This window comes from Oscillatoria salina IIICB1 (assembly GCF_020144665.1).
GTDB lineage: Bacteria > Cyanobacteriota > Cyanobacteriia > Cyanobacteriales > SIO1D9 > IIICB1.
Genome location: NZ_JAAHBQ010000163.1, coordinates 23,351 through 45,834, shown reverse-complemented (window position 1 = coordinate 45,834; position 22,484 = coordinate 23,351). Strand labels below are relative to the sequence as shown.

Sequence of the window (22,484 nt, the reverse complement as noted above, 5' to 3'; positions counted from 1 at the left end):
AGCACGAGCGCTCTTGCCGCAAACCCGCAACCGATGACCCTTTGCTGGATTTATCTTGCTTGGATTCGGATTTGGTTACACTCATCCATCAAAGAAATCAGAGCGTCGCGAGAGTTAGTGTCTCGAAGGGTTGTACGACTTTGAATCCAGTCTAGGATCAGTTGGTGTTCTTCAGCTTCATCTCCTAAATCCATCCGCATAAAACGAAGAAAGTAGGGGATATCGAATTCTATCATGTGTCCATAAACATCATAAGGAGCCACAGTCCAGTCAATTTGCCACACTTCCTTGAGCAAACGAAAAAATAACTTTTCGCTGTCGGGACGAGCTTTGGCGATCGCCCGATCTAATTCTTCCATCAATACTTGCTTGTTCATTGCCATACCTGTGGTTTTTATCGAATAAGAAGTAATCTTATCAGATCGGAGTCGAGCACACGCGCGATCGCGCCACCTGAATTCTAAATTTAACCTAAAATACCACAAAATTAGCCAAATAAATACTTTCTTTCAGGAGATGTTTTTGGCTTTCAGTTTTTAACACCATTTCGTTAGCGATCGCAATTGTTTGCTACATAAATTAACTAATTAGATCGCCCAGAAAAAGCTTTTCACTCTCGTTTTAGTAACCTTAAACTAAAGTTAAACTCAAAGGAAGAGGGTTGAGAAAAAAGGAAAATTCCCATAAAATTAAAGTTACGAACACTAAGCTTGAGTTAGACGAGAGCAGGACATTCTTTGCAAGGAAAACAAGTTAAGGAGCAGATTCAAACCCTGATTGTTGAAGCATCGGAGCTAGACCCCAGTTTAGCGCAGAGATTAGAGCAAGTAAACCGTTGGCTAAAAGACCTTAAGCCCGGTTCCCTAACTGCGAAAAAATTTGTCACTGCTTTTTTGCTACAGCTTATTAAAGATTCTAAAGTTTGGTTAACATTACATAGTTTGTCTTCGGAAGAGGAACAGCAAGCAGCTTTTGAATTGATGACACCAACGGAAAGATACTGGTACGGTTATATTTTCCCTAAATGGCTCCACGAAAAAGATCCAAAATTTTTCCTTTGGAAACAAAAATTAATGGCGGGAGAATTTAATCAAGCTGATGCTCAAATAGTACAATCTTTAGCCCAAGATATCGTCCGTCGTAATGGGACTTTTTTACACCGCTATGTGGCAGATCTTTCGATGGCTACTGACTTAATAGTTAGTAATCGTCAAGAAAAACCTCTTTGCGTGCAAATTACTAGCGTTAGTGATGAATTTGCGCAAATTAAGTATGAAAAATGGAAAGATACATTACAAAAATGGGAAATCCAAAGAGGACTATTTTTAAGTTATAACCCCGGAGATACAGAGTATCTAAATATTTTGGTTAATATATCACTTTATAACAGCGATCATTTGCAGGTGAAAACTTATTTAAAATTTCCGTAAAAAGTCTGGTTTGCCAACAAATTTAACAAACTTTATTAACATTCTCAAAATCAGCATCTATGGTTATCGAAAAAGCAAAGACAACTCAAGTTCGGCTCGAAAAAGTCCTGGAAGCAGTAGAATCTGTCCGTCAAATGCAACAAGATTGGCTGGAACTAGGGATTGATTTTGTTCATCTTTATGTAGACAATCTAGATAGCGATTGGCTTGATTGTTGGTGCGAGGAAGAAAAGAATTTATCTCACCATAGCAATCTTACCTGTTCGGTGACAGCCTTTTTACAAGGAGACGATCCGGTAGCGGTGCAAGTCCGAGAGCGTTTAGGAGAGCGATCGCTAGGAGAAATTGCCGCAGAATTGGAAAAAAGCCTCAGTCTCCCTTTGGAAAATAACGAGCGCTTATTTGCAGTAAAAACTGTTTTAGCTGATAGCACGATAGAACTGCAACCTAACGAAGAAATTGCGAAAAATCTCCAAGATGAAGTTAGTTTACTCGATTTAGCTGCTGAATTGCTCAAGAAGTTAACACAAATGTAGAGCGATTTAATTACACAAATCCTTGTTCTACTAAGTAGATTCCTTGAGCAGTAATTTCGTGACGCTGTCCCGAACCAGTGACAACTCTCGACCAACTTTCAGTAATCAGTTTTACCTCTTCTCCTTCAGTTTGTAAGCGATAAATGAAGCCTCCATACATATCTGGAATAGGAAACCAGGCTTTAGTATCCTGAGACTGTAATAACTCATTTAATCCTGGAAGTTTTAATGATTTTTCATCAAGCTCAATTCCGGATCGTTGACGGATAAGCTGATGAAAATGATGTTGAATTTTGAGCAGAGTATTTTCGGGAATTTCGGTCATTGTGGTAACTCCAAATAAATTTGATTATCCGTCAAATTGTACACTGAGCTTTGAGAAAATGAAAATAATTGACCTGACTTTGAGTGGGAATTTAGCTAAAAAATTTTTCACTTGTAAGTTTGTTTAAAGTGAAAAAAAATGCTATAATGAGCCAATCTAAATTACGTCAAAACTGACTACCCAGTTAGCTTTTCCAGAATAACTATGGAACGTCTGTTAGAACTTCACCAACAAGTTGCCAAGATATTATCTCATCAGTTATTCTTTATTGCAGGCGCTCCCAAATCTGGGACAACTTGGGTACAAAGGTTATTAGACGCGCATCCAGAAATTGTTTGTTCGGGAGAAGGACATTTCCCCGATAAACTTGCGGAACCTTTAGCGAACGTATTTAAAGGTTACAATGAACATCAGCGTTTAGTCAGCGATCGCGTTTACGAAAACAAACCTTACTACAACGGTTTAAGTCCAGAACATTTTGATTTTACCGTCCTTTCCCTGATGTGTTTAGTAATAAATCAGCGCCAAATCGAGGAAAATGTCAAGTGTATCGGCGATAAAACCCCGCGTTATACTTTTTACTTAGAATATCTCGGCAATCTTCTCCCTAAAGCCAAATTTATCCACGTTATCCGCGACGGAAGAGACGTAGTTGTCTCTGTTTGTCATCATGCTTATCGGGCTGGAGATAAAGAAGCTTTACAAACCAATTCACCTAAATTCTTACAATACACCGCCAATTTTGCCAAAACTTGGGCAGAAAACGTGCAAGCAGCGCGTAATTTTGGTAAAATGGAGCCGAATCGCTATCTCGAAATTCGCTACGAAGACTTACACGAAAATGGAGAAACAGCGATCGCTAATTTACTCGATTTCCTCAAAGTTAGTCAAACCCCAGAATTAATCGCTACTTGTCAAGAAACAGCAGACTTTAAAAAATGGTCGGGAGGTAGAGAAAAAGGTGAAGAAAAGAAAACCTCTTTTTTTCGTAAAGGAATTATCGGCGACTGGAAAAACTATTTCAACGATTCAAGTTTAAAAGTTTTTCAGCAATACAGTGGTAATCTTTTGACTGAATTAGGTTATAAATAAACCAAACTACTACAATCTAAAACTGACATTTCACCTTCAGAGCAATTTCGCTCGCTTAAGCAAAAATGTCAGTTTCAGCTAACTCAGATTAATCGAATTTGAAGCTATTTTTATTAGCAACTAAGGAAACTGGTAGTTCAATTTGAAATTCAGTTCCCCCTTCCTGAGTAGCAATTGTCTTTAAGCTACCTTGATGTTGTTCGACAACGATTTGGTAACTAATAAATAAACCTAAACCCTTACCTTTACCAATAGATTTAGTAGTAAAAAATGGCTCAAAAATTTTATCTTGAATCTCTATTGGTAAAAGCAGACCATTATTAATAATTTGAATTAAAATTCGCTCGCGATCGAGTAATTTGGTACTAATTGTAATCTTCGGTGTCCAATCAAAAACCTCTTCTTTACTTACTTCTGAAGAAGGGCAGCAACTCTTACTTTTCACCTTTCCTTGACACCAAAGATAATTAGCTTCGATAGCTTTTTGTTTTTCTTCCAGAGCATCAATTGCATTAGTAATAATCTGCCAAAATACTTGATTCATCTCCTTCGGATAACATTCAATTAGAGGTAAATCGCCGTATTCTTTCACAACACGAATAAAACGAGAATTTGCCGTTGACAATCGCGACTGCAAGATCAATAAAGTATTGTCAAGTCCTTCGTGAATATCGACCTTTTTTAGTCCTTCTTCACTAAGTCGAGAAAAATTGCGTACAGAAAGAATAATCTGACGAATGCGTTCGGCACCAGTTTTCATAGACATTAGTAATTTAGGTAAATCACTAACTAAAAAATCTAGTTCAACCGTGGCTAACTTCTCTTGTAAGAAAGAACTAGGATTAGTAACTTCTTGCTGATATAAACTTAATAACTCGAATAAATCACGATGATAATCTTCTAGGTATTGAAGATTGCTGTAAATAAAAGTAATTGGATTATTAATTTCGTGGGCAATTCCTTCAACCATTTTGCTCAAACTGAACATTTTTTCACTTTGAACCAGTTTGGCTTGAGTTTGCTGTAACTCAGAAAATGCCTGATTTAAGCGTAAATTGGCTTGAGACAATTGTCGAGTCAAACTTTGCAATCGCAGTCCCGATCGCACTCTGGCTAACAATTCTTCAATTTCAATTGGTTTAGAGAGAAAATCATCAGCACCACCATCAAGCCCTTGAACGCGATCGCTAACTTGTTCTCGTGCCGTTAGTAAAATAAAAAACGTGGTCGTCAAATCTGGATCGGCTTTAATCAACTTACAAAAACTTAAACCGTCCATTTGGGGCATCATCCAGTCGCAAACGATCGAATCTGGATGCCATTGCTGGACGATCTGCCAAGCATCTTTACCATTTTGAGCAACTCTAACTTGATAACCTTCGCTTTGCAAAGCCTCTTCAAGAATAAGTTGAGTAGTAAAATCATCATCAACAACAAGAATTTTTGCCATAAGTTATAAATTATTCTGGGAATTGATTTTGCAGCAAAATAGCGATTTGTTCTAAGTGTTCCTCAATAGCCTCCAAAACTTCGCTGCTACCTGCAATTATGCGATCTCGACCGATATTTTCCAACCGGTTAGCCAAATCGCTTAACTTACGCGCTCCGACATTACCACTCGATCCTTTCAAGCGATGACCGTATCCTTGAATTTTCGTAAAATCTCGAACCGCGATCGCCTCTCTAATTTCCCCCAAATCCGATCGGCTTTTTTCCAGGAAAATTGTCAATAGCCGTCGCTGAAAAGCAATTTTGCCGCGAGAAATCGCCCTCAAGCGCTCAAAATCTAAAACTACATCCGAACTTTCCCCAATTGAAGATTTCCTCGGCTGTGGTTGTGTTCTTTTTTGACGCAACTCTCTTTGTCTGGGCAATTTTTCTAACTGCGTCGCCCATTGCTGCAACTTAGTTCCTAAATCATCTTGATTAACTGGCTTACTCAGATAATCATCCATCCCCGCAGCCAGACATTTTTCTCGATCTTCGGGCAAAGCATGGGCAGTTAAAGCAATAACTACAACCTGATGACTTTGTTTACCGAATTTACCCTCACTTTCCCACTGTCGCAGTTGTCTAGTAGCTGCATAACCGTCTAGCAAAGGCATCTGACAATCCATCAAGACTAGATCGTATGCTTTCTCTGCCAGCATTTGCAAAGCTTGTTCGCCATTAACAGCTAAATCTGCTTCATAACCCAACAAATCTAATTGATTCAAAATCACCTCTTGATTGATCGGATGGTCTTCTGCCAATAAAATATTGAGATCGCAGCGAGGAACAAAAGCTGAATTTTGTTGGCTGCGTTTTCGCCTTGCTTGCAAAATTTCGGCAAAATCGTTTTCCATCGCTGTCAATAATGCGTCAAACAAGCGAGATGCTCGCACGGGTTTGCCGATCGTGCTAGAAATACCTAAATCCGATAATTCCGAGGTATCCTCCGGTTGCTGCATCGAAGTCATCAATACCAACTTTGTTTCTACCAAAGCGCGATCGCTGTTAATCACTTCTGCTAAACTATCTCCATTCCTCGTGAATAACTGTTGGTCAAAGATAACCGCATCATAAGGCTTACCACTAGCAACACCTTCTTGCAAAGCACTTAAAGCTGCATCAGCATCGGCTACTTCGTCTAACTTCATCCCCCAAGCCGCAGCCAAATAGCGCACTGATTGACGTACCGTCGCCGAAGCATCGGCAATTAAGAGTTTCAATTCTGTCAAGCTGGGTGGTAAATCAGATCCAGCAGTTGTCTCCGGTTCGCTAAATTGCACAGTGAACCAAAAAGTCGAACCTTCTCCCACCCTGCTTTTTACGCCAATTTTTCCTCCCATTAAGTCAACTAACTGCTTACAGATGGCAAGTCCTAATCCCGTACCGCCATACTTGCGAGTAGTCGAAGCGTCAATTTGGGAAAACGACTGAAATAACTTAGATTGGGCTGCTTGAGGAATGCCAATTCCCGTGTCGCTAACTTCAAAGCAAACTACCAAATGAGAGTTTTCTTGACAGTGAACTCGGACCACTACTTCACCTTCAGAAGTAAATTTAATCGCATTTCCCACCAAGTTGAGTAATACTTGACGCAGGCGACCGGGATCTCCTTTCAGGTGTCTCGGTACTTCGCGATCGACTAAAATTGCTAATTCGAGTCCTTTTTCTTCTGCTTGGGTGGCTAAGAGGTCGATAATTGCCTCTAAGCAACCATCGAGATTAAAATCTAAGGTTTCTAACTCCATTTCCCCGGCTTCTAACTTGGAAAAGTCGAGGATATCGTTAATAATTGCCAGCAAATGTTCGGCACTGGTAGAAATTCCTTGGACGAAATCTTGCTGTTTTGGTGTGAGTTCAGTTCTTTGCAACAGTCCCGCCATACCTAGGACTCCGTTCATCGGCGTGCGAATTTCGTGACTCATATTAGCAAGGAATTGAGATTTGAGGCGGGCGTTTTCCAATGCAGCTTCTCTTGCATTTACCAGTTCGTCAATGCGAGTAGTGACAATCACGATGCCGCCAACTTCGCCGTTCGGAGCATACCACGGATGAATTGCCCAACGCAGATAAACTTCTGTTCCGTCGGCAAATTCTAATAACTCTTCGGAAGCAGAGAGAATTTCTCCTTTGAGGGCTCTTTGATGCAGTTGGCGGCATTGTTTGCCTATTTTTTTGCTAATTTCGTAGTAATTTTGACCGACAGGAGATGTTCCCACTAAATCGTTTTCTTCTAACCATCTGTCGCTATAGGCAACATAACGCATTTCGGTATCGAATATTGCCATTGCGACGGGGGCGTGGGTCACAATTTGTCGTAATTGTTGTCTTTCTCGTTCGAGGGCGGCTGCGTATTGCTTGCGTTCGGTAATATCGGTGTGGATGCCAATCCACTCGCGGACGCTATTATCTTCGGCTAAAACGGGAACTCCCCGAACGCTCATGTAGCGATATTCGCCATCATGACGGTGTAAGCGATGTTCGATTTCGTAAGTAGTATGGTTGTTGAGGGCGTTTGACCAAGCTTGTTGCGTTTTTTCGCGATCGCCTTGATGAACTGCGTTTAACCAGCCCCAACCTTGGTATTCCTCAAAGCTTTGTCCGGTGAAGCTACTCCAACGTGGTTGTTCGCTGATAAATTCTCCATTGGCTGGGGTATGCCAAATAATTTGGGTTGTGGCTTCGATTAATGTCCGGTAGCGATGTTCGCTTTCCTGGAGTGCTTCTTCTCCTTGTTTGCGTTCGGTGATGTCGGTGGAAATGCCCCCAATTGCATAAACCATTCCTTCGCTGTTTAATAGCGGAAATTTCACTGACAGATAAGTGTGAATTCCATCATCGTGAGGGACGATTTCTTCCCATTTCATTGCTACTTTGTTTTCGAGAATTTTTCGGTCATTTTCGCGAAATTTATCGGCTATTTCCCTGGGAAATAGGTCGTAGTCGTTTTTGCCGATTACTGCTGCTGCTGCTATCTTGAATAGGGTTTCAAATTTACGGTTAACTAATAATAATTTTCCTTCCAGGGTTTTTAAGTAAATTACTGAAGGTGCGTTATCTAAAATTGCTTGTAGCTGGGCTTGGCTTTCTTGTAAAGCTGTTTCGGCGGCGGTGCGTTCTTTTACTTCTATTTCTAGTTGTTTAATTGTTTGTTGAAGTTGGGCGGTACGTTCTTCCACGCGATTTTCTAATTCGGCTTTTGCTTGCAAAAGTGCTGCTTCGGCAAGTTTGGCGGCGCTAATATCGCGGGCAATTGTGGAAATGAATTTTACTTTTTGAGTATTTTCTGATTTATGGGCGATCGCTACTTGGGAAAGGGGGATTTCTCTTCCCTCTGGATTTTTTAGGGTATTTTCTCCTACCCAAATTCCTGATTCATTTTCTTTGCCGCTAGTGCATTGATTGCGTATTTTGTCAACCTCTTCTAAGGGTACAAGATCGGCTATTTGCAAGTTGGTAAGTTGTTCGTCTCGATCGATTCCGAGCAGTTGACGACCTGCTTGATTGAGATAAATAATCTTACCAGAGTTATCGGCGATACTAACTAAGTCGGTGGTTGCTTCTAAAATTGCGGTGAGTCGTGTTTGAGCTTGTTGGGAGGAGACGCGATCGCTAATATCTTCGATTGTACCCAAAACCCCAAAAACTGCTCCTTCTTCGTTGTGAAGGGGGATTTTGTTCAGTTCAAACCACCTTGGTTCTGAGTTACTTTTGCTGATGTTTTCACTCACTCGATTTTGGGGATTACCTGTTGCTAAAGCTTCCGTTTCGCCTTCGCTAAAAAATTCGGCTTCGTTTGCTTCCCAAGGTAAATCTTCGTCTTTTTTCCCAACAATTTCTTTCGGGTTATTCAAACCTACCAATTGAGAAAAGTTCTGATTGCAACCGAGATAAACTAATTCTTGATTTTTCCAGAAAATTGCTTCGGGAATTGTATCCATCACCACGTAAAGCATTTGTTGGGACTTACGCAGTGCTGTTTCTGCTAACTTCCGTTCCGCGATCGCGGCTTCTAATTTCTGGTTTAATGCTAACAGTTGTCTGGGAGTAGTAATTGTTAATGCTTGAGGAAAAACTCGGATTACTAAGATAGCTGTGAGAAAAGAAACTACACCCGTAATCGCTTTCACAAATCCCGAAAACCAATAAGTAGGATACCACAGCGTCCAAACTTCTAGTAAATGAGTTGTCCCGCAACAAATAATAAAAGCAGCAAAATACCAGAAAAGCCAATCAAAAGGCAAATCTTCTCGCTTTCTGTGCAGGGAAATTAGCATCCCACCTATTAGATAATAAGATAGTGCCGTTAGCAAATCCGAACCTACGTGCAGTCCTACTAATCCCGGCTTCCACAAATAACAATGTCCGTGGGGAATGAAATTTCCTTGTGTCCAAAAATTTTTGATGAATTCCATCTTCTAGTTTAAAGATAAATATTAACATTTATTTGCAGCTACTTAGCTAATTTTTAACTCGAGCTGACAAGAAATATTAAGTAAATACACTTATTGCCAAACAAGTCAAATTGTGATACTGTAAAAGCGATCGCGCCGCCGACCCTAACCAACTAACTCCTTATCTTACTCACTGTCCCTAACTTTCAATACAAAAGCTAATCCAGGAATTTACGACAATTCACTCCATTTGAGAGCATCACTTATTTGATCTGCGAGGGAAAGTGGGTCAAAAGGTTTAGTAATAACTCCTGCTATCTCTAACTCACAGAGAGATTTTTCTTGACTCAGGTTACTTTTGGCACTCATAATAATTACGGGAATTTGGCAAGTGGTATCCTGGGCGCGCAACTTTTCCAAAGTGATTATCCCATTTAGCTCGGGCATCATTAGATCGAGCAAAATAGCATCTGGTTGTTCTGAAAGAGCTTTTTCTATACCCTCCCAACCAGACTGGGCGGTTAAAATTTCCCAATCAGCAGTCATACTGAGAGTTACTTGCATAATTCGCAGGATAGCGGCTTCGTCGTCAATAATTAAAATTCGCTTCTTCATCAAAGTTAACGCTAGTTGATAATTGCGGATCGTCAGTTAAGTATTGCTTAACTCGATCTCTTTTTCCCTAACTATTCTCATTTAGCTCTAAGAGCTAAGTTACTTCTAGAAAAACAGGATGAAAAAACATTAGATTTGCCAATTGGAAAGTTTTAATTTTTGGATATTATTTGCTAATTTTAACCTATAGGGTAAAATCGAGCAACTTCGTCATCAGCTTAGTAGTTTTTCCACAACTCTCTTCAGATCTAATTTTAGACACTTTTGCAGTCAACTCAAGTTTACAAAGATGAAAAACCACACTATCTATCTATCTATTGTCCGATTTCGTACAGAGAAATCTCCGAGTTTTTTTTACAATTGTGAAAACCCAAAGTCTCTAGCCGGAAACAGTTGATTGCAGTCGGTTAGCCGCGAGATCGAGCAATCAATAGTAATACTACTACAAAGGCAATTAAAGACAAATGCAGATTAATTAGTAGAGGACAAGAGCGATGAGAATCTTAATCATCGACCCAGATCGAGCAATGACTAAAGCACTAGCAACTGCTTTGAGAGGACAAAATCACGTAGTTGACTTAGCTGGTGACGGTCAAACAGGTTGGGAATTAGGACAATCCTATAATTATGACTTGATTATACTCGACGTAGTCTTACCAAAAATCGACGGAATAACCCTGTGTCGGAAATTGCGCAAACACCAAATAACTACACCGATCTTATTGTTGACAGATAGGGATGATAATATAGATCGAGCTCACCTTTTAGAGACAGGAGCCAATGATTATATTACTAAACCTTTTGATTGGTCGGAATTACTAACTCGAATTCGTTTTTGGTTGCATCAGCGCAGTTCTTCTCAATCTGGGGTTTTATCATGGGGAAAATTATCTTTAAATTCGGCTACCTGTCAAGTAACTTATGCTGGAAAACCAGTATCTCTCAGACCAAAAGAATATAGTTTGTTAGAATTATTTTTGCGCTACAGCGATCGCATTCTCAATTGCGAACTGATTCTCAAACAACTTTGGGCTTATAATGAATCCCCAGGAGAACAAGCAGTAAGAGCGCATATTAAAGGACTAAGACAGCAATTACGCAAAGTAGATGCTGGAAATATCATCGAAACAGTTTATGGACTTGGTTATCGTCTCAAACCCCAAGATCGCTTAGCTATCTCCCAATCAAAAATTAACGAAAACAACGGAAGTTTACCAGCTAATTTGCAACAAGCTTTAGCTATAAGTTGGGAAAATCTGAAACAAGACACGCTCGCACAAGTTGCTATTCTCAAACAAGCCGCTCGACAGTTATTAGATTCAGGTAAAATAGATCCTGACTTACATTCCCAAGCAATTAACGAAGCTCATAAACTTGCTGGTTTCGTGGGAACTTTTGGCTTTACCAAAGCTAGTTATTTAGCACGTCAAATCGAAGATTTGTTAGAGCAGTCATCTTATTTTAACGAACAGGAAGCGGCATTTTGCCAAAGGTGGACAGAAAATATTGAGCAGGAATTAACTTTTTCTCAACCCTCTTTACCTTATTTTCCCGAAGCTAACTCAGAAGAAATTGTCCGGAAAACCAATCTCGAAAAAATCAAAGTACTCGTTGTCGATGACGATCCCCAAATTTTACGGATTATCAAGAAACTTTTAGACTCTAGAGGTTTAGAAACTACTACCTTAGAAAATCCTTGCTTTTTCTGGGAAGTTCTCGAAAAAGTCGCTCCTGATTTAGTGATTTTAGACGTAAAAATGCCTTTCTTTGACGGGATCGAACTTTGTAAACTAATTCGCAAGCATTCTGAATGGGCGAAAGTTCCGGTATTATTTCTGACGGCTTACAACAGTACAGAAAATTTGCAGAAAGTATTTAATGTTGGTGCTGATGACTTCGTAAGTAAACCTTTTATCGGTACTGAATTAGTGACGAGAATTATTGCTCGGATCGAGCGTAACCGATTTTTGCGGGGAGTCACACCCAGGAATATCCTCAAATCCCTAGATACTTTGAAAACTCAACAACAAGCTATCTAAAAAAAGTTGGGATTAACAGCGATCGCCGAAAACCAGTACAATAAAACTCTGTGCTATAGTTCTCACCGCTCTCATGTCTAGTCCCTTTTCTCCTGAAGAAATTGCTGCGGAAAAACTAACCGAAGCAGAATACAACGAAATTGTCAAGCGTTTAGACCGCCATCCTAACAAAGCCGAATTGGGAATGTTTGGCGTAATGTGGTCGGAACATTGTTGTTATAAAAATTCCCGACCATTGTTAAAACAATTTCCCACCACAGGTAAACGAATTCTGGTCGGTCCGGGAGAAAATGCAGGGGTAGTAGACTTAGGCGACGGTTTACAACTTGCTTTCAAAATTGAATCACACAACCATCCTTCCGCCGTGGAACCTTTCCAAGGTGCAGCTACAGGGGTTGGCGGTATTCTCCGCGATATTTTTACAATGGGGGCGCGTCCCATTGCTATCCTCAATTCTTTACGCTTTGGTTCCTTAGACAATCCTCGCACCCGCAGAATTTTTGCTGGCGTAGTTGAAGGAATCGCCCATTACGGGAATTGTGTCGGCGTACCTACTGTTGGCGGCGAAATTTACTTCGATGCTGCTTATACAGGCAATCCTCTGGTTAATGCGATGGCGTTAGGTTTGATGTCAACCCCAGAAATTGTCAAATCTGGCGCATCGGGAATTGGTAATCCGGTGTTGTATGTGGGTTCGACAACTGGTAGAGATGGTATGGGTGGTGCGAGTTTCGCGAGTGCAGAATTAAGTGATGAATCAGAAAAAGACCGCCCTGCGGTACAAGTGGGCGACCCTTTTTTGGAAAAATCCTTGATTGAAGCTTGTTTGGAGGCTTTTCACACAGGTGCAGTGGTTGCCGCGCAAGATATGGGTGCAGCCGGAATTACTTGTTCTACCTCGGAAATGGCTGCGAAAGGTGGTGTGGGAATTGAGTTAGATTTGGATAAAATTCCGGTGCGGGAAACGGGAATGGTTCCCTACGAATATTTGCTTTCGGAATCTCAAGAACGAATGTTGTTTGTGGCGAAAAAGGGTAGGGAACAAGAGTTAATTGAGATTTTTCACCGTTGGGGACTTCAAGCGGTAGTCGCAGGAGAGGTGATTGCTGAGGCGATCGTGCGAATATTGTTTCAAGGAGAGGTAGCAGCAGAAATTCCGGCGACGGCTTTGGCAGATAATACGCCGATTTATGAGCGAGAATTGTTAGCAGAACCGCCAGAATATGTGAGGAAAGCTTGGCAATGGTCGGCTGATTCTTTACCTGAGTCTACTGTTGAGGGAATTACTGTTGAGGGTGAATTTAAAAGTTGGAATAAGGTTGTTTTCGAGTTATTTGCTAATCCAACTTTAGCTGATAAAGCTTGGGTTTATCGTCAGTATGACCATCAAGTACAAAATAATACGGTTATTTTACCAGGCGGTGCTGATGCGGCTGTGGTTCGGGTTCGTCCGGTAACGTCTTTGACGGGAAAGATGACGGAAAAAGGTGTGGCGGCTACTATTGATTGTAATTCTCGCTATGTGTATCTTCATCCTTATGAGGGAGCAAAGGCAGCCGTGGCGGAAGCAGCTAGGAATTTAAGTTGTGTGGGTGCTGAACCTTTGGCGGTTACTGATAATCTTAATTTTGGTAGTCCAGAAAATCCGGTGGGTTATTGGCAACTTGCAGAGGCTTGTCGTGGTATTGCTGATGCTTGTCGGGAGTTGGAAACGCCTGTTACTGGGGGGAATGTTTCGCTGTATAATGAAACTTTGTCTGCGGAAGGTAAACCTCAACCGATTTATCCGACTCCGGCGATTGGGATGGTGGGTTTAGTTCCGGATGTGACTAAGGTTTGCGGACAAAGTTTTCAGCGTTCGGGCGATTTAATTTATTTATTGGGTAGTTCGGCTGCTGGTTTGGGTGGTTCGGAATATTTGGCGACAATTCATGGTGTGGTGGCAGGTAAACCGCCTGTGGTAGATTTCGCTTTAGAACGTCGAATACAAGCTGGTTGTCGCTGGGGAATTAATCAAGGTTGGTTGCATTCGGCTCATGATTGTGCTGAGGGTGGCTTGGCGATCGCGTTGCTAGAATGTTGTTTTAATGGTTTGTTTGGTGCGGAAATTCACTTAGATGTTGATTCGGTGCAAACTGATTCTCGTTGGGATGAAATTCTCTTTGGGGAAGCAGCTTCGCGCATCTTGGTTTCGGTTAATCGTGAATATCAATCAACTTGGGAAGCTTATCTTAAGAAAGAGTTAAGTAATGCTTGGCAAAAAATTGGGGTTGTTACTAATCAAAACGGTAATTTGGGGGTTTTCACGGCTGACAAAGTACGGTTGCTTGACGTTAAGATCTATGAAGTAAGTAAGATTTGGCATCAGGCGATCGCCCAGCGCCTAAAAACTGAATAAGCATATTTGAAGCAAAATGTCAAGAGTGAAACGAGGAGATTTTCTGAGTTCAAGCTATTTGGCGATCGCACAAATAATTCGCTTTGCGAAAATCAACCAAAGAACTGCTATTGTAATAACTGTTAAGAAAATATTAAGTTGAGTTAATCTGGAAATTAGGGAGGTTAGAGCTAATTTTGATTAGAGCTAGGAACCTCTCTAGGTAACTCTCAATACCGTTAACCTATCATTGCCGCGATCGCGCGAGGACAAATAGAGGATGATTCCCAACCCATCTCAATACTCGAACGAGCATTTCATCAACGACAACTTTCCCAAAGAAAGAGTAGATAAACCAGAAGAAGCCTGTGGAGTATTTGGAGTTTACGCCCCAGGAGAAGATGTTGCCAAGCTAACATATTTTGGACTTTATGCCTTACAACATCGAGGGCAAGAATCAGCAGGGATAGCCACCTTTGATGGAGAAACAGTACATTTACATAAAAACATGGGCTTAGTCTCCCAAGTTTTTAATGAAACAATTTTAAACAATTTGCCAGGACAAATAGCAGTCGGTCATACTCGTTATTCAACCACAGGATCTTCACGAGTAGCCAATGCTCAACCGGCAGTAGTAGAAACTCGCCTAGGGTCACTAGGGTTATCACATAACGGTAACTTAGTCAACGTTGTAGAACTACGAGAACATTTAAGCAAACAAAACTGCGACTTTGTGACAACCACAGACTCAGAAATGATCGCCTTAGCGATCGCCCAAGAAGTAGATAGTGGCAAAGACTGGCTCGAAGCAGCAGTAAGCGCCTTTGAATACTGTCAAGGAGCATACAGTTTAGCGATCGCCACACCTGCGGGACTAATGGGAGTACGCGATCCCCACGGCATTCGTCCTCTAGTTATCGGTACACTGGATAGTAACCCCCAACGCTACGTTTTAGCCTCAGAAACCTGCGCCTTAGATATTATCGGTGCTGAATACTTGCGGGATGTCGAACCCGGAGAATTAGTTTGGATTACCGAAGAAGGAATGGCATCCTTGCACTGGGTAAAAAAGCCAGAACGAAAACTGTGTATCTTCGAGATGATCTATTTTGCCAGACCAGATAGCGTCATGCACGACGAGACACTTTACAGTTATCGTTTAGGATTAGGTCGTCAACTTGCCCAAGAATCATACGTAGACGCCGATATCGTCATTCCCGTACCCGACTCAGGCGTTCCCGCAGCGATCGGTTTTTCCGCCGAATCTGGCATACCTTTTGCAGAAGGATTGATTAAAAACCGCTATGTAGGGCGTACTTTCATTCAACCCACTCAAAGTATGCGCGAATCGGGTATACGGATGAAACTGAATCCCCTCAAAGACGTACTCACGGGTAAACGAGTCATCATGGTAGACGACTCAATCGTCAGAGGTACAACCAGCCGCAAAATCGTCCAAGCACTCCGGGATGCAGGTGCAAAAGAAGTGCATCTGCGGATTTCCTCACCTCCAGTAACTCATCCTTGCTTTTATGGAATTGATACCGATAGCCAAGATCATTTAATCGCCGCAACTAAATCGGTTTCAGAAATAGCAGAAATTATTGGCGTTGATAGTTTAGCTTATCTGAGTTGGTCAGGAATGCTCGAAGCGACAGGCGAAGATCCTCATAGTTTTTGTTCTGCTTGTTTCACGGGAGATTATCCTATTGAAATTCCCGAACAAATCAAGCGCTCCAAATTGATGCTAGAAAAAGCGAAAGTCTAACAACATAATCTCAAATCAGGTTAATTAGCCATCAAGCGAGCAAGGCTGCACAACAGAAAAGCCTTGCTCGTTCATTTTTAATAATTTTATTACAATTGATTATCAGAATTTCTAAATCAGATGAGCTAAAATTAGGCTGTTGAATAACTAATAGTTAAGCACACTTAACTGTTTAGAAATCAGGTTCTTATGATAACTTAACACTCCGGGAAAGCACCATTGTTTTAACTGAGGACTAATCATCTATGACTAAGCCTACGCTTTCTATTATTATCCCGATGAGGGAAAATGTTGAAATTTCATGGCTACAAGAAAACTTGAAAATTCAAGGTAGCGTAGAGTTAATTTTAGTTTATCCACCTCATGTTCCTTTCCTAGAAATTAGCGATCCTCGGCTACGTCAATTTAGCTGTCCTCTAAGGGGAGAAGTCATTCAAAGAGTAACGGCTTTACTTAATGCAATAGGGGAATACGTGCTTTCTATTAACTGTGATGAATATCTTCATCCACAGATTGTAACAATTACAGAAGATTATTTTAGTAACTTTCCTGATAGCTATTTTTTTAGGTTACAACAAGTCACATTTTCTTTTGGCGATCGCTCAATCACTCGACCTTGGGGTTCTCTAGATAATCTGCAAAATATCCCAGTCAAAAAGCGCGACCCAGAAAAACATTACTCTCCAGAGGAAAAAAAACGGATGATGCGAGAAATTCCCATAGTTCCTTTAGAGAATAAACCTGACTTTTTCGGACTTTTCCGGGGACGTAAAGATCATAGAGGACCTCATCAAGAAAACTTTGACAAAAAAGTCTGGAAAAATGCTCTAGTTAAAGAAGCACTAAAGGGGGTCACACCTACCTTTACTTTATTTGGTCCATTTAAATATATTCCTTTTTGGACGGCTGACCGATTAGTAGGATTATCCGTGCAGTCCAGATTTTTTGAGTCGGGAAAAATCGTTGGTCATTGGCTACCTTTACCGGAACAACTTCGCACTGAAGAAAATCCTCCCAGTTTCCCACGAAAATATCGGCGTTATATGCTCGCTGAAATTTTGCTCTTAAAACAGTTCCCCAATTTCGGCTATATTTGGAACTTAGCAGTCTTTGATAAAGAAGGCATTTTCAAGGTCTGGTTTCCTAGAGATACACTGAAAAGTTTGGCTGCAAAATTAGGGCTGAAAAAGCCGAAGAATTCTTGATGACTCACTTTGATAACAGTCTTGGTAAATTTGCCTAACCTGCGTCAAGGCGATCGCTGAAATTGAGGAAATTATCTAACAGTATTTTTACCGAAGAAAATCAAAGAGCGAGAAGAAAAAGGTCTTGCTGAATGAATAATGGTAAATCTGGTATAATAGAGAGGTATAATAGAGAAATGAAATGTCCAAAATGCCACTCAACTTTATCCCGAAAAAATGGTCATCGTCGTGGCAAACAATGTTACCAATGTTGCGATTGCGGTCGTCAGTTTGTCGAACACCCAATTTCGAGAAGCTATAGCCGGGAAGTTAGGCAGTTATGCTTAAAAATGTACTTAAATGGCATGAGTTTGCGAGGAATCGAGCGAGTCACAGAAATCCACCATACTACGATAATTCATTGGATTCGGGAAGCGGAATTAAAACTATCAGATCTGCCATAAGTAAAATTGATGAATTACCGAGTGGGTAGCAAGAAAAAGAAAAAGCGCGCGGATTTTACTTTTCGCTCTCAAGTTTCAAACCGTTACCGCGATCGCGAAATTCATTACTTATTCAGCAACAATCAAGCGTAGCTTTGGGCGATCGCCTACACCCAAACCAAATTCACTGCGAGACTAGAGTTAGGATTGATGTGGCAGAAATCATTTCGATAGTGAAATCAAAGCAAATGTCTATGAAGAGTGTCGTCAAATCTCCATACACTAACGAACAAATTGTCGCTTGGCTGCGCGGCTTGCTAACTATTGCTTGGGCAGATGGACACTTCGATCCAGAAGAACAAGAATTAATTACCCAATTAACTGAAGAAGAGTTAGCTCTTGGCACAGACATTAACAATTTAGAACAAATTACTCCTGCTGAATTAGCAGATGCTTTCACCGGAAACAAAAATGCTGCGGAAAACTTTTTAAGAACCGCAGTCATGATGGCAGTTGCCGACGGAGTTTATTCCGTAGAAGAAGCACAAATAATCCACCAGTTTCATGAAGCTTTAGGGCTAGAAATCGAAGCTTTAAAGGCTTTAGAGCATACTCTTTACGACCCGGATAAAGTTCCTTCTTTAGAGGAAGATATCCCTGCGGATGCAGAAGCAGGAACCTCGACTTATCCTCATTCAGATGTTTTACAGCCAGTTAAAAAGTGGTTGGATAAGATGGATGTTGACGATCCTAGATTGGCACGTTTTATCTGCAAAACTGTTCCTTCTCAATGTCCTTTTGAACGAGATATCAAGCTCTTTGGTCGCAAAATTGTCCACATTCCACCGATGTGTAAGCTTAATCCTCTTTACGAACAATTAGTCGGCTTGCGCTTTCGCTCTTTGTCCTATCTTGCAGATGAATGCAACGAGGATGTTAGCAAGTATATATAATTAATTGGTGGTACGGACGCACAAAATGCGTCCGTATCGGATAATTTGGTTTTTCATCAGTTACTAATTAACAAAAACTTATTAGCTAGTTATGCAATTTATAGATCGTGCGGAAATTGAAGTTGAAGCTGGTAAGGGAGGTGACGGGATTGTCGCGTTTCGCCGAGAAAAGTATGTTCCGGCTGGGGGTCCGGCTGGAGGAAATGGTGGACGCGGTGGTTCGGTTATTTTAGAAGCGGCGGAAAATTTACAAACTTTGTTGGATTTTAAGTATTCTCGGCTGTTTAAGGCTGAGGATGGGAAGCGCGGTGGACCGAGTAATCGTACTGGGGCGGCGGGTAGCGATCGCGTAATTGAAGTTCCTTGTGGTACGGTGGTTTACGATGCCGATACTGGTGAAGTTGTTGGCGATCTCGTTAAACCAAATCAAACTATTTGTGTTGCTCAAGGTGGTAAAGGTGGTTTAGGAAATAAGCATTTTTTGAGTAATAGTAACCGCGCACCGGAATATGCTTTACCGGGTTTACCTGGGGAACAAAAACGCTTAATTTTGGAGTTAAAGTTACTGGCTGAGGTGGGTATTATTGGGCTACCAAATGCTGGTAAATCTACTTTTATTGCGGCAGTTTCTTCAGCGCGTCCAAAAATTGCTGATTATCCTTTTACTACTTTAGTCCCTAATTTGGGCGTAGTCCGGAAACCTACGGGAGATGGGACGGTTTTTGCTGATATTCCCGGATTAATTGCCGGAGCGAGTGCAGGAATTGGTTTGGGACATGATTTTTTACGTCACATCGAACGGACTCGCTTACTCTTGCATTTGGTCGATCTTACTGCTGCCGATCCCTTAGAAGATTATCAGACAATTCAAGCAGAATTACAAGCTTATGGGCGAGGTTTGGGATCTCGCCCCCAAATTATAGCTCTTAACAAGTTGGATGCAGTTGATTCGGAAACTTTTACTTTAGTTAAAGAGGAATTAATGCGGTTTACTAATAACCCAATTTTTGGCATTTCGGCGGTTGCTGGAATGGGACTCGATCCTCTTTTACAAAACGTTTGGCAGACTTTAGATAATACGGTACATTCTGAGGTGATGTAGAGACATTTTTGAGAATATCTCTACAAGCTTATTTTACTCTTAATCTTTCAGTAAAGCTTCACCTTTCTGGAAAATTGTCCGCGCATATTCTGTCCAAGTTCCTTGTCCCCAGTAGCGAAAACAACTGGTTTGGAGTAACAAGTTATACAGTAAAGCTTGTTGATATTTTGCATCCTTAGTTATGCCGGGATCGTGGGCTAAAATTGGGTCATATTTTTGATGAAAAGCTGCGCTAAGTTGGTTCATTGGTTCGAGAACATTTTCGTAACCTTTCACCCAACTTAAATGATTTGTCCACGAAGCACCTTCCATGTGAAAATTAGGATCGCTTTCGTTTAATTGCGCGATCGCGTCGCTAACTTTCTCTGGTGTAGCATTATCTGGGTCAACTTTTGCCCAAATTTTATGCTGATTAACTGCTTGACAAATTGGGTAGTTTTGTGCATCAGCTCCAGCAGCTTCAATTAGTTCTAAATATTCCGTACCGTTAAAGCCAACTACACCTGATTTTCCCCCACTTTCTGCCCCTATTTCTCGCCAAACTCGTAAAAAATCGCGGGGAAATTCATTCATCATTACGCCACCATTTTCACCATCAGCAATTTGCGTAACTAAAGAAGGAACGCTAAGATTGCCAATTTGTTGTTTACCGCGCCCTTTTGCCTCATAATAAGGCTGCATTTGCCCTACTAATTTTGTATCAGATCCTTGAGTTTTAATCAAGACTGTCATCGCCATAGTTTCGCCATGAGAATTGCGGGCAACTAGACGATTGGGGATATATTTATCATCATGAGGTAAACTAGAACCATCTAAACGTTCTACCGAATTTTCTTGCACCATTAACCACCGATAACCGCATTCTTTGAGGGCTTTAAGATACTCAAATAAAGTATCGGGATGATTCGGTAAGTGCATTTCCGGCGGCGAAAAACCTTTAACTCGCTTGAGAGCATCATAACCAAAGATAGCAGCAAAATGATGTTGCCAAGCTTGAATGTGAAGCTTGAGATCCGGTATAGGAGTAGAGGGAATGACTGCATGACTCCACATTGTTCCTAACCATTCTACATGAGGTTGGTATTGAGATTCGCAAGTAATTTTTTTCAGATTATTCAGAATATCTTCTCTTCCCATTTGTTGCAATCCCCACAACAAATTACCTGAATAATCAAGCATGATGCGTGGATTACATCCTTCTGCTACTAATTGAGGGATAAATTCACCCATTCGACTATAACACCAAGCAAAAGGTTCGGCATTATGATTATCTCCTGACTGGGGATGTTCAAACATATATTGAAGATTGCTAATTAATTCCCCATTTGCACCTGCTGGAATTGTCGGTTGGTGCATATGTAAAGCGCAACACATTCCGGCGCTAATATCTGCTAAGTTTAGATTTGTAGTTGGGATAAATATCGGTTCATCATTGTTATTTACCGAACTAATTTCGGTTTCATAACCGCAAATATTGGGTGAATTGGCTTGTATTTCTGGTAAGGAAGTTAAATTAGTTGTTGTTGTCATTTGATTTTCGGAATATTGTCTTTCGAGTAGATTTTAGCTAGCGTTAAATTTAAACTTTTTTCGCTTGTTTCCTCACGTTTCGGTTGATAGAAATTATCTTCACCAAGATAAATTAGAAGCGATCTATTTGGGGTTAAGCAAAAAAAAGTTTCTCTGTCAACTATCGAACGAAATAAGTAAGAATTAACTTCAAAAGAATGTTGAATTTCTTCGACTGTACCACGTTTGCTCAACCAAGCCAAAATTTCCGATTTACTCAAATTAAAAATATGTTTCCAGACTGCATCTGCTTGCGAAGTAAGATCGATTAGCACAAAGTCTGTCATGATACTTAATTATTTTATTGGCTGGAAAAATTATAGCTTTGGTTACACTTGCTAGGATACATTAACTGGCGATCGCCTGGAGACTTAAGCCTTGATTGACAGTAAGATTCTTGTTGGCTTAAGTCTTCATCGCACATAATAGTAACCTCCAGATAATTTCTAGAGAATTTTCTATAGGTTTTGAAAGCTGAAAGTATGGGCGATACTGGATTTGAACCAGTGACGTCCTGCTTGTAAGGCAGGCGCTCTACCGCTGAGCTAATCGCCCGTTAACATATTTAGATTAGCACATCTTTTTGGAATAAGCAATTAAATTTAATGCCTTCTGGTCGGACGCACGATCGCATAACGTTATGGAGCTTACCTTGGGTGGTGGCTGTGAGTTTCTCACTGACTCGCAATGGAGAGTTGACTCTAATTACCGCAGGAGCGTTTTTGTTTAGCGGTTTGATGTTTGGTCCGGATCTCGATATTATCTCGATTCAGTTCAAACGCTGGGGTTGGTTGCGCTTTATTTGGATTCCTTATCAAAAAGGTTTACGCCATCGCTCTGTCTTATCTCATGGTTTGATTATTGGGACGTTACTACGAGTAGTTTATCTGCTGGTGTTACTGCTGGGGGTAGCAATGTTTGTTGTGGCGATCGCGCAACTCATTTGGGGTTTTCCTTGGAATTGGCAAAAATTTGCGCAAGACGCGATCGCTTTACTCATTGTTTACCATCAAGAGGCGATCGCTCTTTTTCTCGGTTTGGAAATTGGTGCAATGAGTCACTCGCTCTGTGATTGGACTGGCTCTGCTTATAAACGTTATCAGAAAAAGGGTTGGCAGGCTGTACTACCTAAACCGAAGCGCAAGTCTTCCCGACGCAGAAGGAAGTGA

18 protein-coding genes and 1 tRNA gene are annotated in these 22,484 nt (G+C 41.0%); 11 read left to right on the top strand and 8 right to left on the bottom strand.

Features of this window, described 5'->3' with window-relative positions:
* Positions 1–50 precede the first annotated feature (50 nt).
* Positions 51–377, bottom strand: a complete 327-nt coding sequence (locus tag G3T18_RS24885) for a hypothetical protein (RefSeq protein ID WP_224413285.1) — start codon at positions 375–377, stop codon at positions 51–53.
* 360 nt (positions 378–737) lie between these two features.
* Between G3T18_RS24885 and G3T18_RS24880 the strand changes: the two genes are divergently transcribed.
* Complete coding sequence (locus G3T18_RS24880; protein ID WP_224413284.1) at positions 738–1,430, top strand: hypothetical protein; 693 nt, start codon at positions 738–740, stop codon at positions 1,428–1,430.
* Between the two features lie 59 nt (positions 1,431–1,489).
* A complete protein-coding gene (locus G3T18_RS24875; RefSeq protein ID WP_224413283.1) occupies positions 1,490–1,966 on the top strand; it encodes a hypothetical protein in 477 nt (158 codons plus the stop codon).
* Positions 1,967–1,976: 10 nt separating this feature from the next.
* Here G3T18_RS24875 and G3T18_RS24870 read toward each other — a convergent pair whose 3' ends face one another.
* Entirely contained in the window at positions 1,977–2,291 is a 315-nt protein-coding gene (locus tag G3T18_RS24870; RefSeq protein ID WP_224413282.1) for a hypothetical protein, read from the bottom strand.
* Positions 2,292–2,495: 204 nt separating this feature from the next.
* On the opposite strand from G3T18_RS24870, the gene G3T18_RS24865 reads away from it, so the two are divergent.
* Entirely contained in the window at positions 2,496–3,383 is an 888-nt protein-coding gene (locus G3T18_RS24865; RefSeq protein ID WP_224413281.1) for a sulfotransferase family protein, read from the top strand.
* Between the two features lie 88 nt (positions 3,384–3,471).
* Here the strand turns inward: G3T18_RS24865 and G3T18_RS24860 are convergent, their stop codons facing one another.
* The 3 genes from G3T18_RS24860 to G3T18_RS24850 form a co-directional block, all read right to left on the bottom strand.
* On the bottom strand, positions 3,472–4,833 hold the full coding sequence (locus G3T18_RS24860) for a response regulator (RefSeq protein ID WP_224413280.1): 1,362 nt from the start codon (positions 4,831–4,833) through the stop codon (positions 3,472–3,474).
* A 10-nt stretch (positions 4,834–4,843) separates the two neighbouring features.
* Entirely contained in the window at positions 4,844–9,286 is a 4,443-nt protein-coding gene (locus G3T18_RS24855) for a PAS domain S-box protein (protein ID WP_224413279.1), read from the bottom strand.
* Between the two features lie 210 nt (positions 9,287–9,496).
* The gene (locus tag G3T18_RS24850) at positions 9,497–9,880 is read right to left on the bottom strand and encodes a response regulator (protein WP_224413278.1); all 384 of its coding nucleotides are present in this window, start codon (positions 9,878–9,880) and stop codon (positions 9,497–9,499) included.
* A 494-nt stretch (positions 9,881–10,374) separates the two neighbouring features.
* Here G3T18_RS24850 and G3T18_RS24845 point away from each other — a divergent pair, with 494 nt between their 5' ends.
* The 7 genes from G3T18_RS24845 to obgE all read left to right on the top strand — a co-directional run bounded on the left by G3T18_RS24845 (position 10,375) and on the right by obgE (position 19,746).
* Entirely contained in the window at positions 10,375–11,919 is a 1,545-nt protein-coding gene (locus tag G3T18_RS24845; RefSeq protein ID WP_224413277.1) for a response regulator, read from the top strand.
* Between the two features lie 73 nt (positions 11,920–11,992).
* Complete coding sequence (purL, locus tag G3T18_RS24840; protein WP_224413276.1) at positions 11,993–14,317, top strand: phosphoribosylformylglycinamidine synthase subunit PurL; 2,325 nt, start codon at positions 11,993–11,995, stop codon at positions 14,315–14,317.
* A gap of 259 nt (positions 14,318–14,576) precedes the next feature.
* Positions 14,577–16,064 carry an amidophosphoribosyltransferase gene (purF, locus tag G3T18_RS24835; protein WP_224413275.1) on the top strand — a complete coding sequence of 496 codons (1,488 nt, stop codon included), beginning with the start codon at positions 14,577–14,579 and terminating at the stop codon, positions 16,062–16,064.
* A 245-nt stretch (positions 16,065–16,309) separates the two neighbouring features.
* Complete coding sequence (locus tag G3T18_RS24830) at positions 16,310–17,269, top strand: hypothetical protein (RefSeq protein WP_224413274.1); 960 nt, start codon at positions 16,310–16,312, stop codon at positions 17,267–17,269.
* A gap of 176 nt (positions 17,270–17,445) precedes the next feature.
* Positions 17,446–17,712: an IS1/IS1595 family N-terminal zinc-binding domain-containing protein gene (locus G3T18_RS24825; RefSeq protein WP_224413273.1), complete on the top strand. Its 267-nt coding sequence runs from the start codon at positions 17,446–17,448 to the stop codon at positions 17,710–17,712.
* Positions 17,713–17,945: 233 nt separating this feature from the next.
* On the top strand, positions 17,946–18,644 hold the full coding sequence (locus G3T18_RS24820) for a Mo-dependent nitrogenase C-terminal domain-containing protein (RefSeq protein ID WP_224413384.1): 699 nt from the start codon (positions 17,946–17,948) through the stop codon (positions 18,642–18,644).
* 91 nt (positions 18,645–18,735) lie between these two features.
* Entirely contained in the window at positions 18,736–19,746 is a 1,011-nt protein-coding gene (gene obgE / locus G3T18_RS24815; RefSeq protein WP_224413272.1) for a GTPase ObgE, read from the top strand.
* Positions 19,747–19,785: 39 nt separating this feature from the next.
* On the opposite strand, the gene G3T18_RS24810 is transcribed toward obgE, so the two are convergent.
* The 3 genes from G3T18_RS24810 to G3T18_RS24800 form a co-directional block, all read right to left on the bottom strand.
* Positions 19,786–21,276: a glycosyl hydrolase family 57 gene (locus G3T18_RS24810; protein WP_224413271.1), complete on the bottom strand. Its 1,491-nt coding sequence runs from the start codon at positions 21,274–21,276 to the stop codon at positions 19,786–19,788.
* On the bottom strand, positions 21,273–21,602 hold the full coding sequence (locus G3T18_RS24805) for a hypothetical protein (RefSeq protein WP_224413270.1): 330 nt from the start codon (positions 21,600–21,602) through the stop codon (positions 21,273–21,275). Before G3T18_RS24805 ends, G3T18_RS24810 begins: the two co-directional genes overlap by 4 nt.
* A gap of 196 nt (positions 21,603–21,798) precedes the next feature.
* Positions 21,799–21,870: transfer RNA gene (locus G3T18_RS24800), tRNA-Val, on the bottom strand.
* A gap of 50 nt (positions 21,871–21,920) precedes the next feature.
* Between G3T18_RS24800 and G3T18_RS24795 the strand changes: the two genes are divergently transcribed.
* Positions 21,921–22,484 carry a metal-binding protein gene (locus G3T18_RS24795; protein ID WP_224413269.1) on the top strand — a complete coding sequence of 188 codons (564 nt, stop codon included), beginning with the start codon at positions 21,921–21,923 and terminating at the stop codon, positions 22,482–22,484.

Excerpts from the sequence above, each read along its gene's own strand:
- G3T18_RS24810 (WP_224413271.1), bottom strand. The coding sequence starts at position 21,276 with ATGACAACAACAACTAATTTAACTTCCTTACCAGAAATACAAGCCAAT.
- G3T18_RS24850 (WP_224413278.1), bottom strand. The coding sequence starts at position 9,880 with ATGAAGAAGCGAATTTTAATTATTGACGACGAAGCCGCTATCCTGCGA.
- G3T18_RS24825 (WP_224413273.1), top strand. The coding sequence starts at position 17,446 with ATGAAATGTCCAAAATGCCACTCAACTTTATCCCGAAAAAATGGTCAT.
- G3T18_RS24885 (WP_224413285.1), bottom strand. The coding sequence starts at position 377 with ATGAACAAGCAAGTATTGATGGAAGAATTAGATCGGGCGATCGCCAAA.
- G3T18_RS24855 (WP_224413279.1), bottom strand. The coding sequence starts at position 9,286 with ATGGAATTCATCAAAAATTTTTGGACACAAGGAAATTTCATTCCCCAC.
- purL (WP_224413276.1), top strand. The coding sequence starts at position 11,993 with ATGTCTAGTCCCTTTTCTCCTGAAGAAATTGCTGCGGAAAAACTAACC.
- G3T18_RS24875 (WP_224413283.1), top strand. The coding sequence starts at position 1,490 with ATGGTTATCGAAAAAGCAAAGACAACTCAAGTTCGGCTCGAAAAAGTC.
- purF (WP_224413275.1), top strand. The coding sequence starts at position 14,577 with ATGATTCCCAACCCATCTCAATACTCGAACGAGCATTTCATCAACGAC.
- G3T18_RS24870 (WP_224413282.1), bottom strand. The coding sequence starts at position 2,291 with ATGACCGAAATTCCCGAAAATACTCTGCTCAAAATTCAACATCATTTT.
- G3T18_RS24805 (WP_224413270.1), bottom strand. The coding sequence starts at position 21,602 with ATGACAGACTTTGTGCTAATCGATCTTACTTCGCAAGCAGATGCAGTC.
- G3T18_RS24795 (WP_224413269.1), top strand. The coding sequence starts at position 21,921 with ATGCCTTCTGGTCGGACGCACGATCGCATAACGTTATGGAGCTTACCT.
- G3T18_RS24820 (WP_224413384.1), top strand. The coding sequence starts at position 17,946 with ATGAAGAGTGTCGTCAAATCTCCATACACTAACGAACAAATTGTCGCT.
- G3T18_RS24865 (WP_224413281.1), top strand. The coding sequence starts at position 2,496 with ATGGAACGTCTGTTAGAACTTCACCAACAAGTTGCCAAGATATTATCT.
- G3T18_RS24845 (WP_224413277.1), top strand. The coding sequence starts at position 10,375 with ATGAGAATCTTAATCATCGACCCAGATCGAGCAATGACTAAAGCACTA.
- G3T18_RS24860 (WP_224413280.1), bottom strand. The coding sequence starts at position 4,833 with ATGGCAAAAATTCTTGTTGTTGATGATGATTTTACTACTCAACTTATT.
- G3T18_RS24830 (WP_224413274.1), top strand. The coding sequence starts at position 16,310 with ATGACTAAGCCTACGCTTTCTATTATTATCCCGATGAGGGAAAATGTT.
- obgE (WP_224413272.1), top strand. The coding sequence starts at position 18,736 with ATGCAATTTATAGATCGTGCGGAAATTGAAGTTGAAGCTGGTAAGGGA.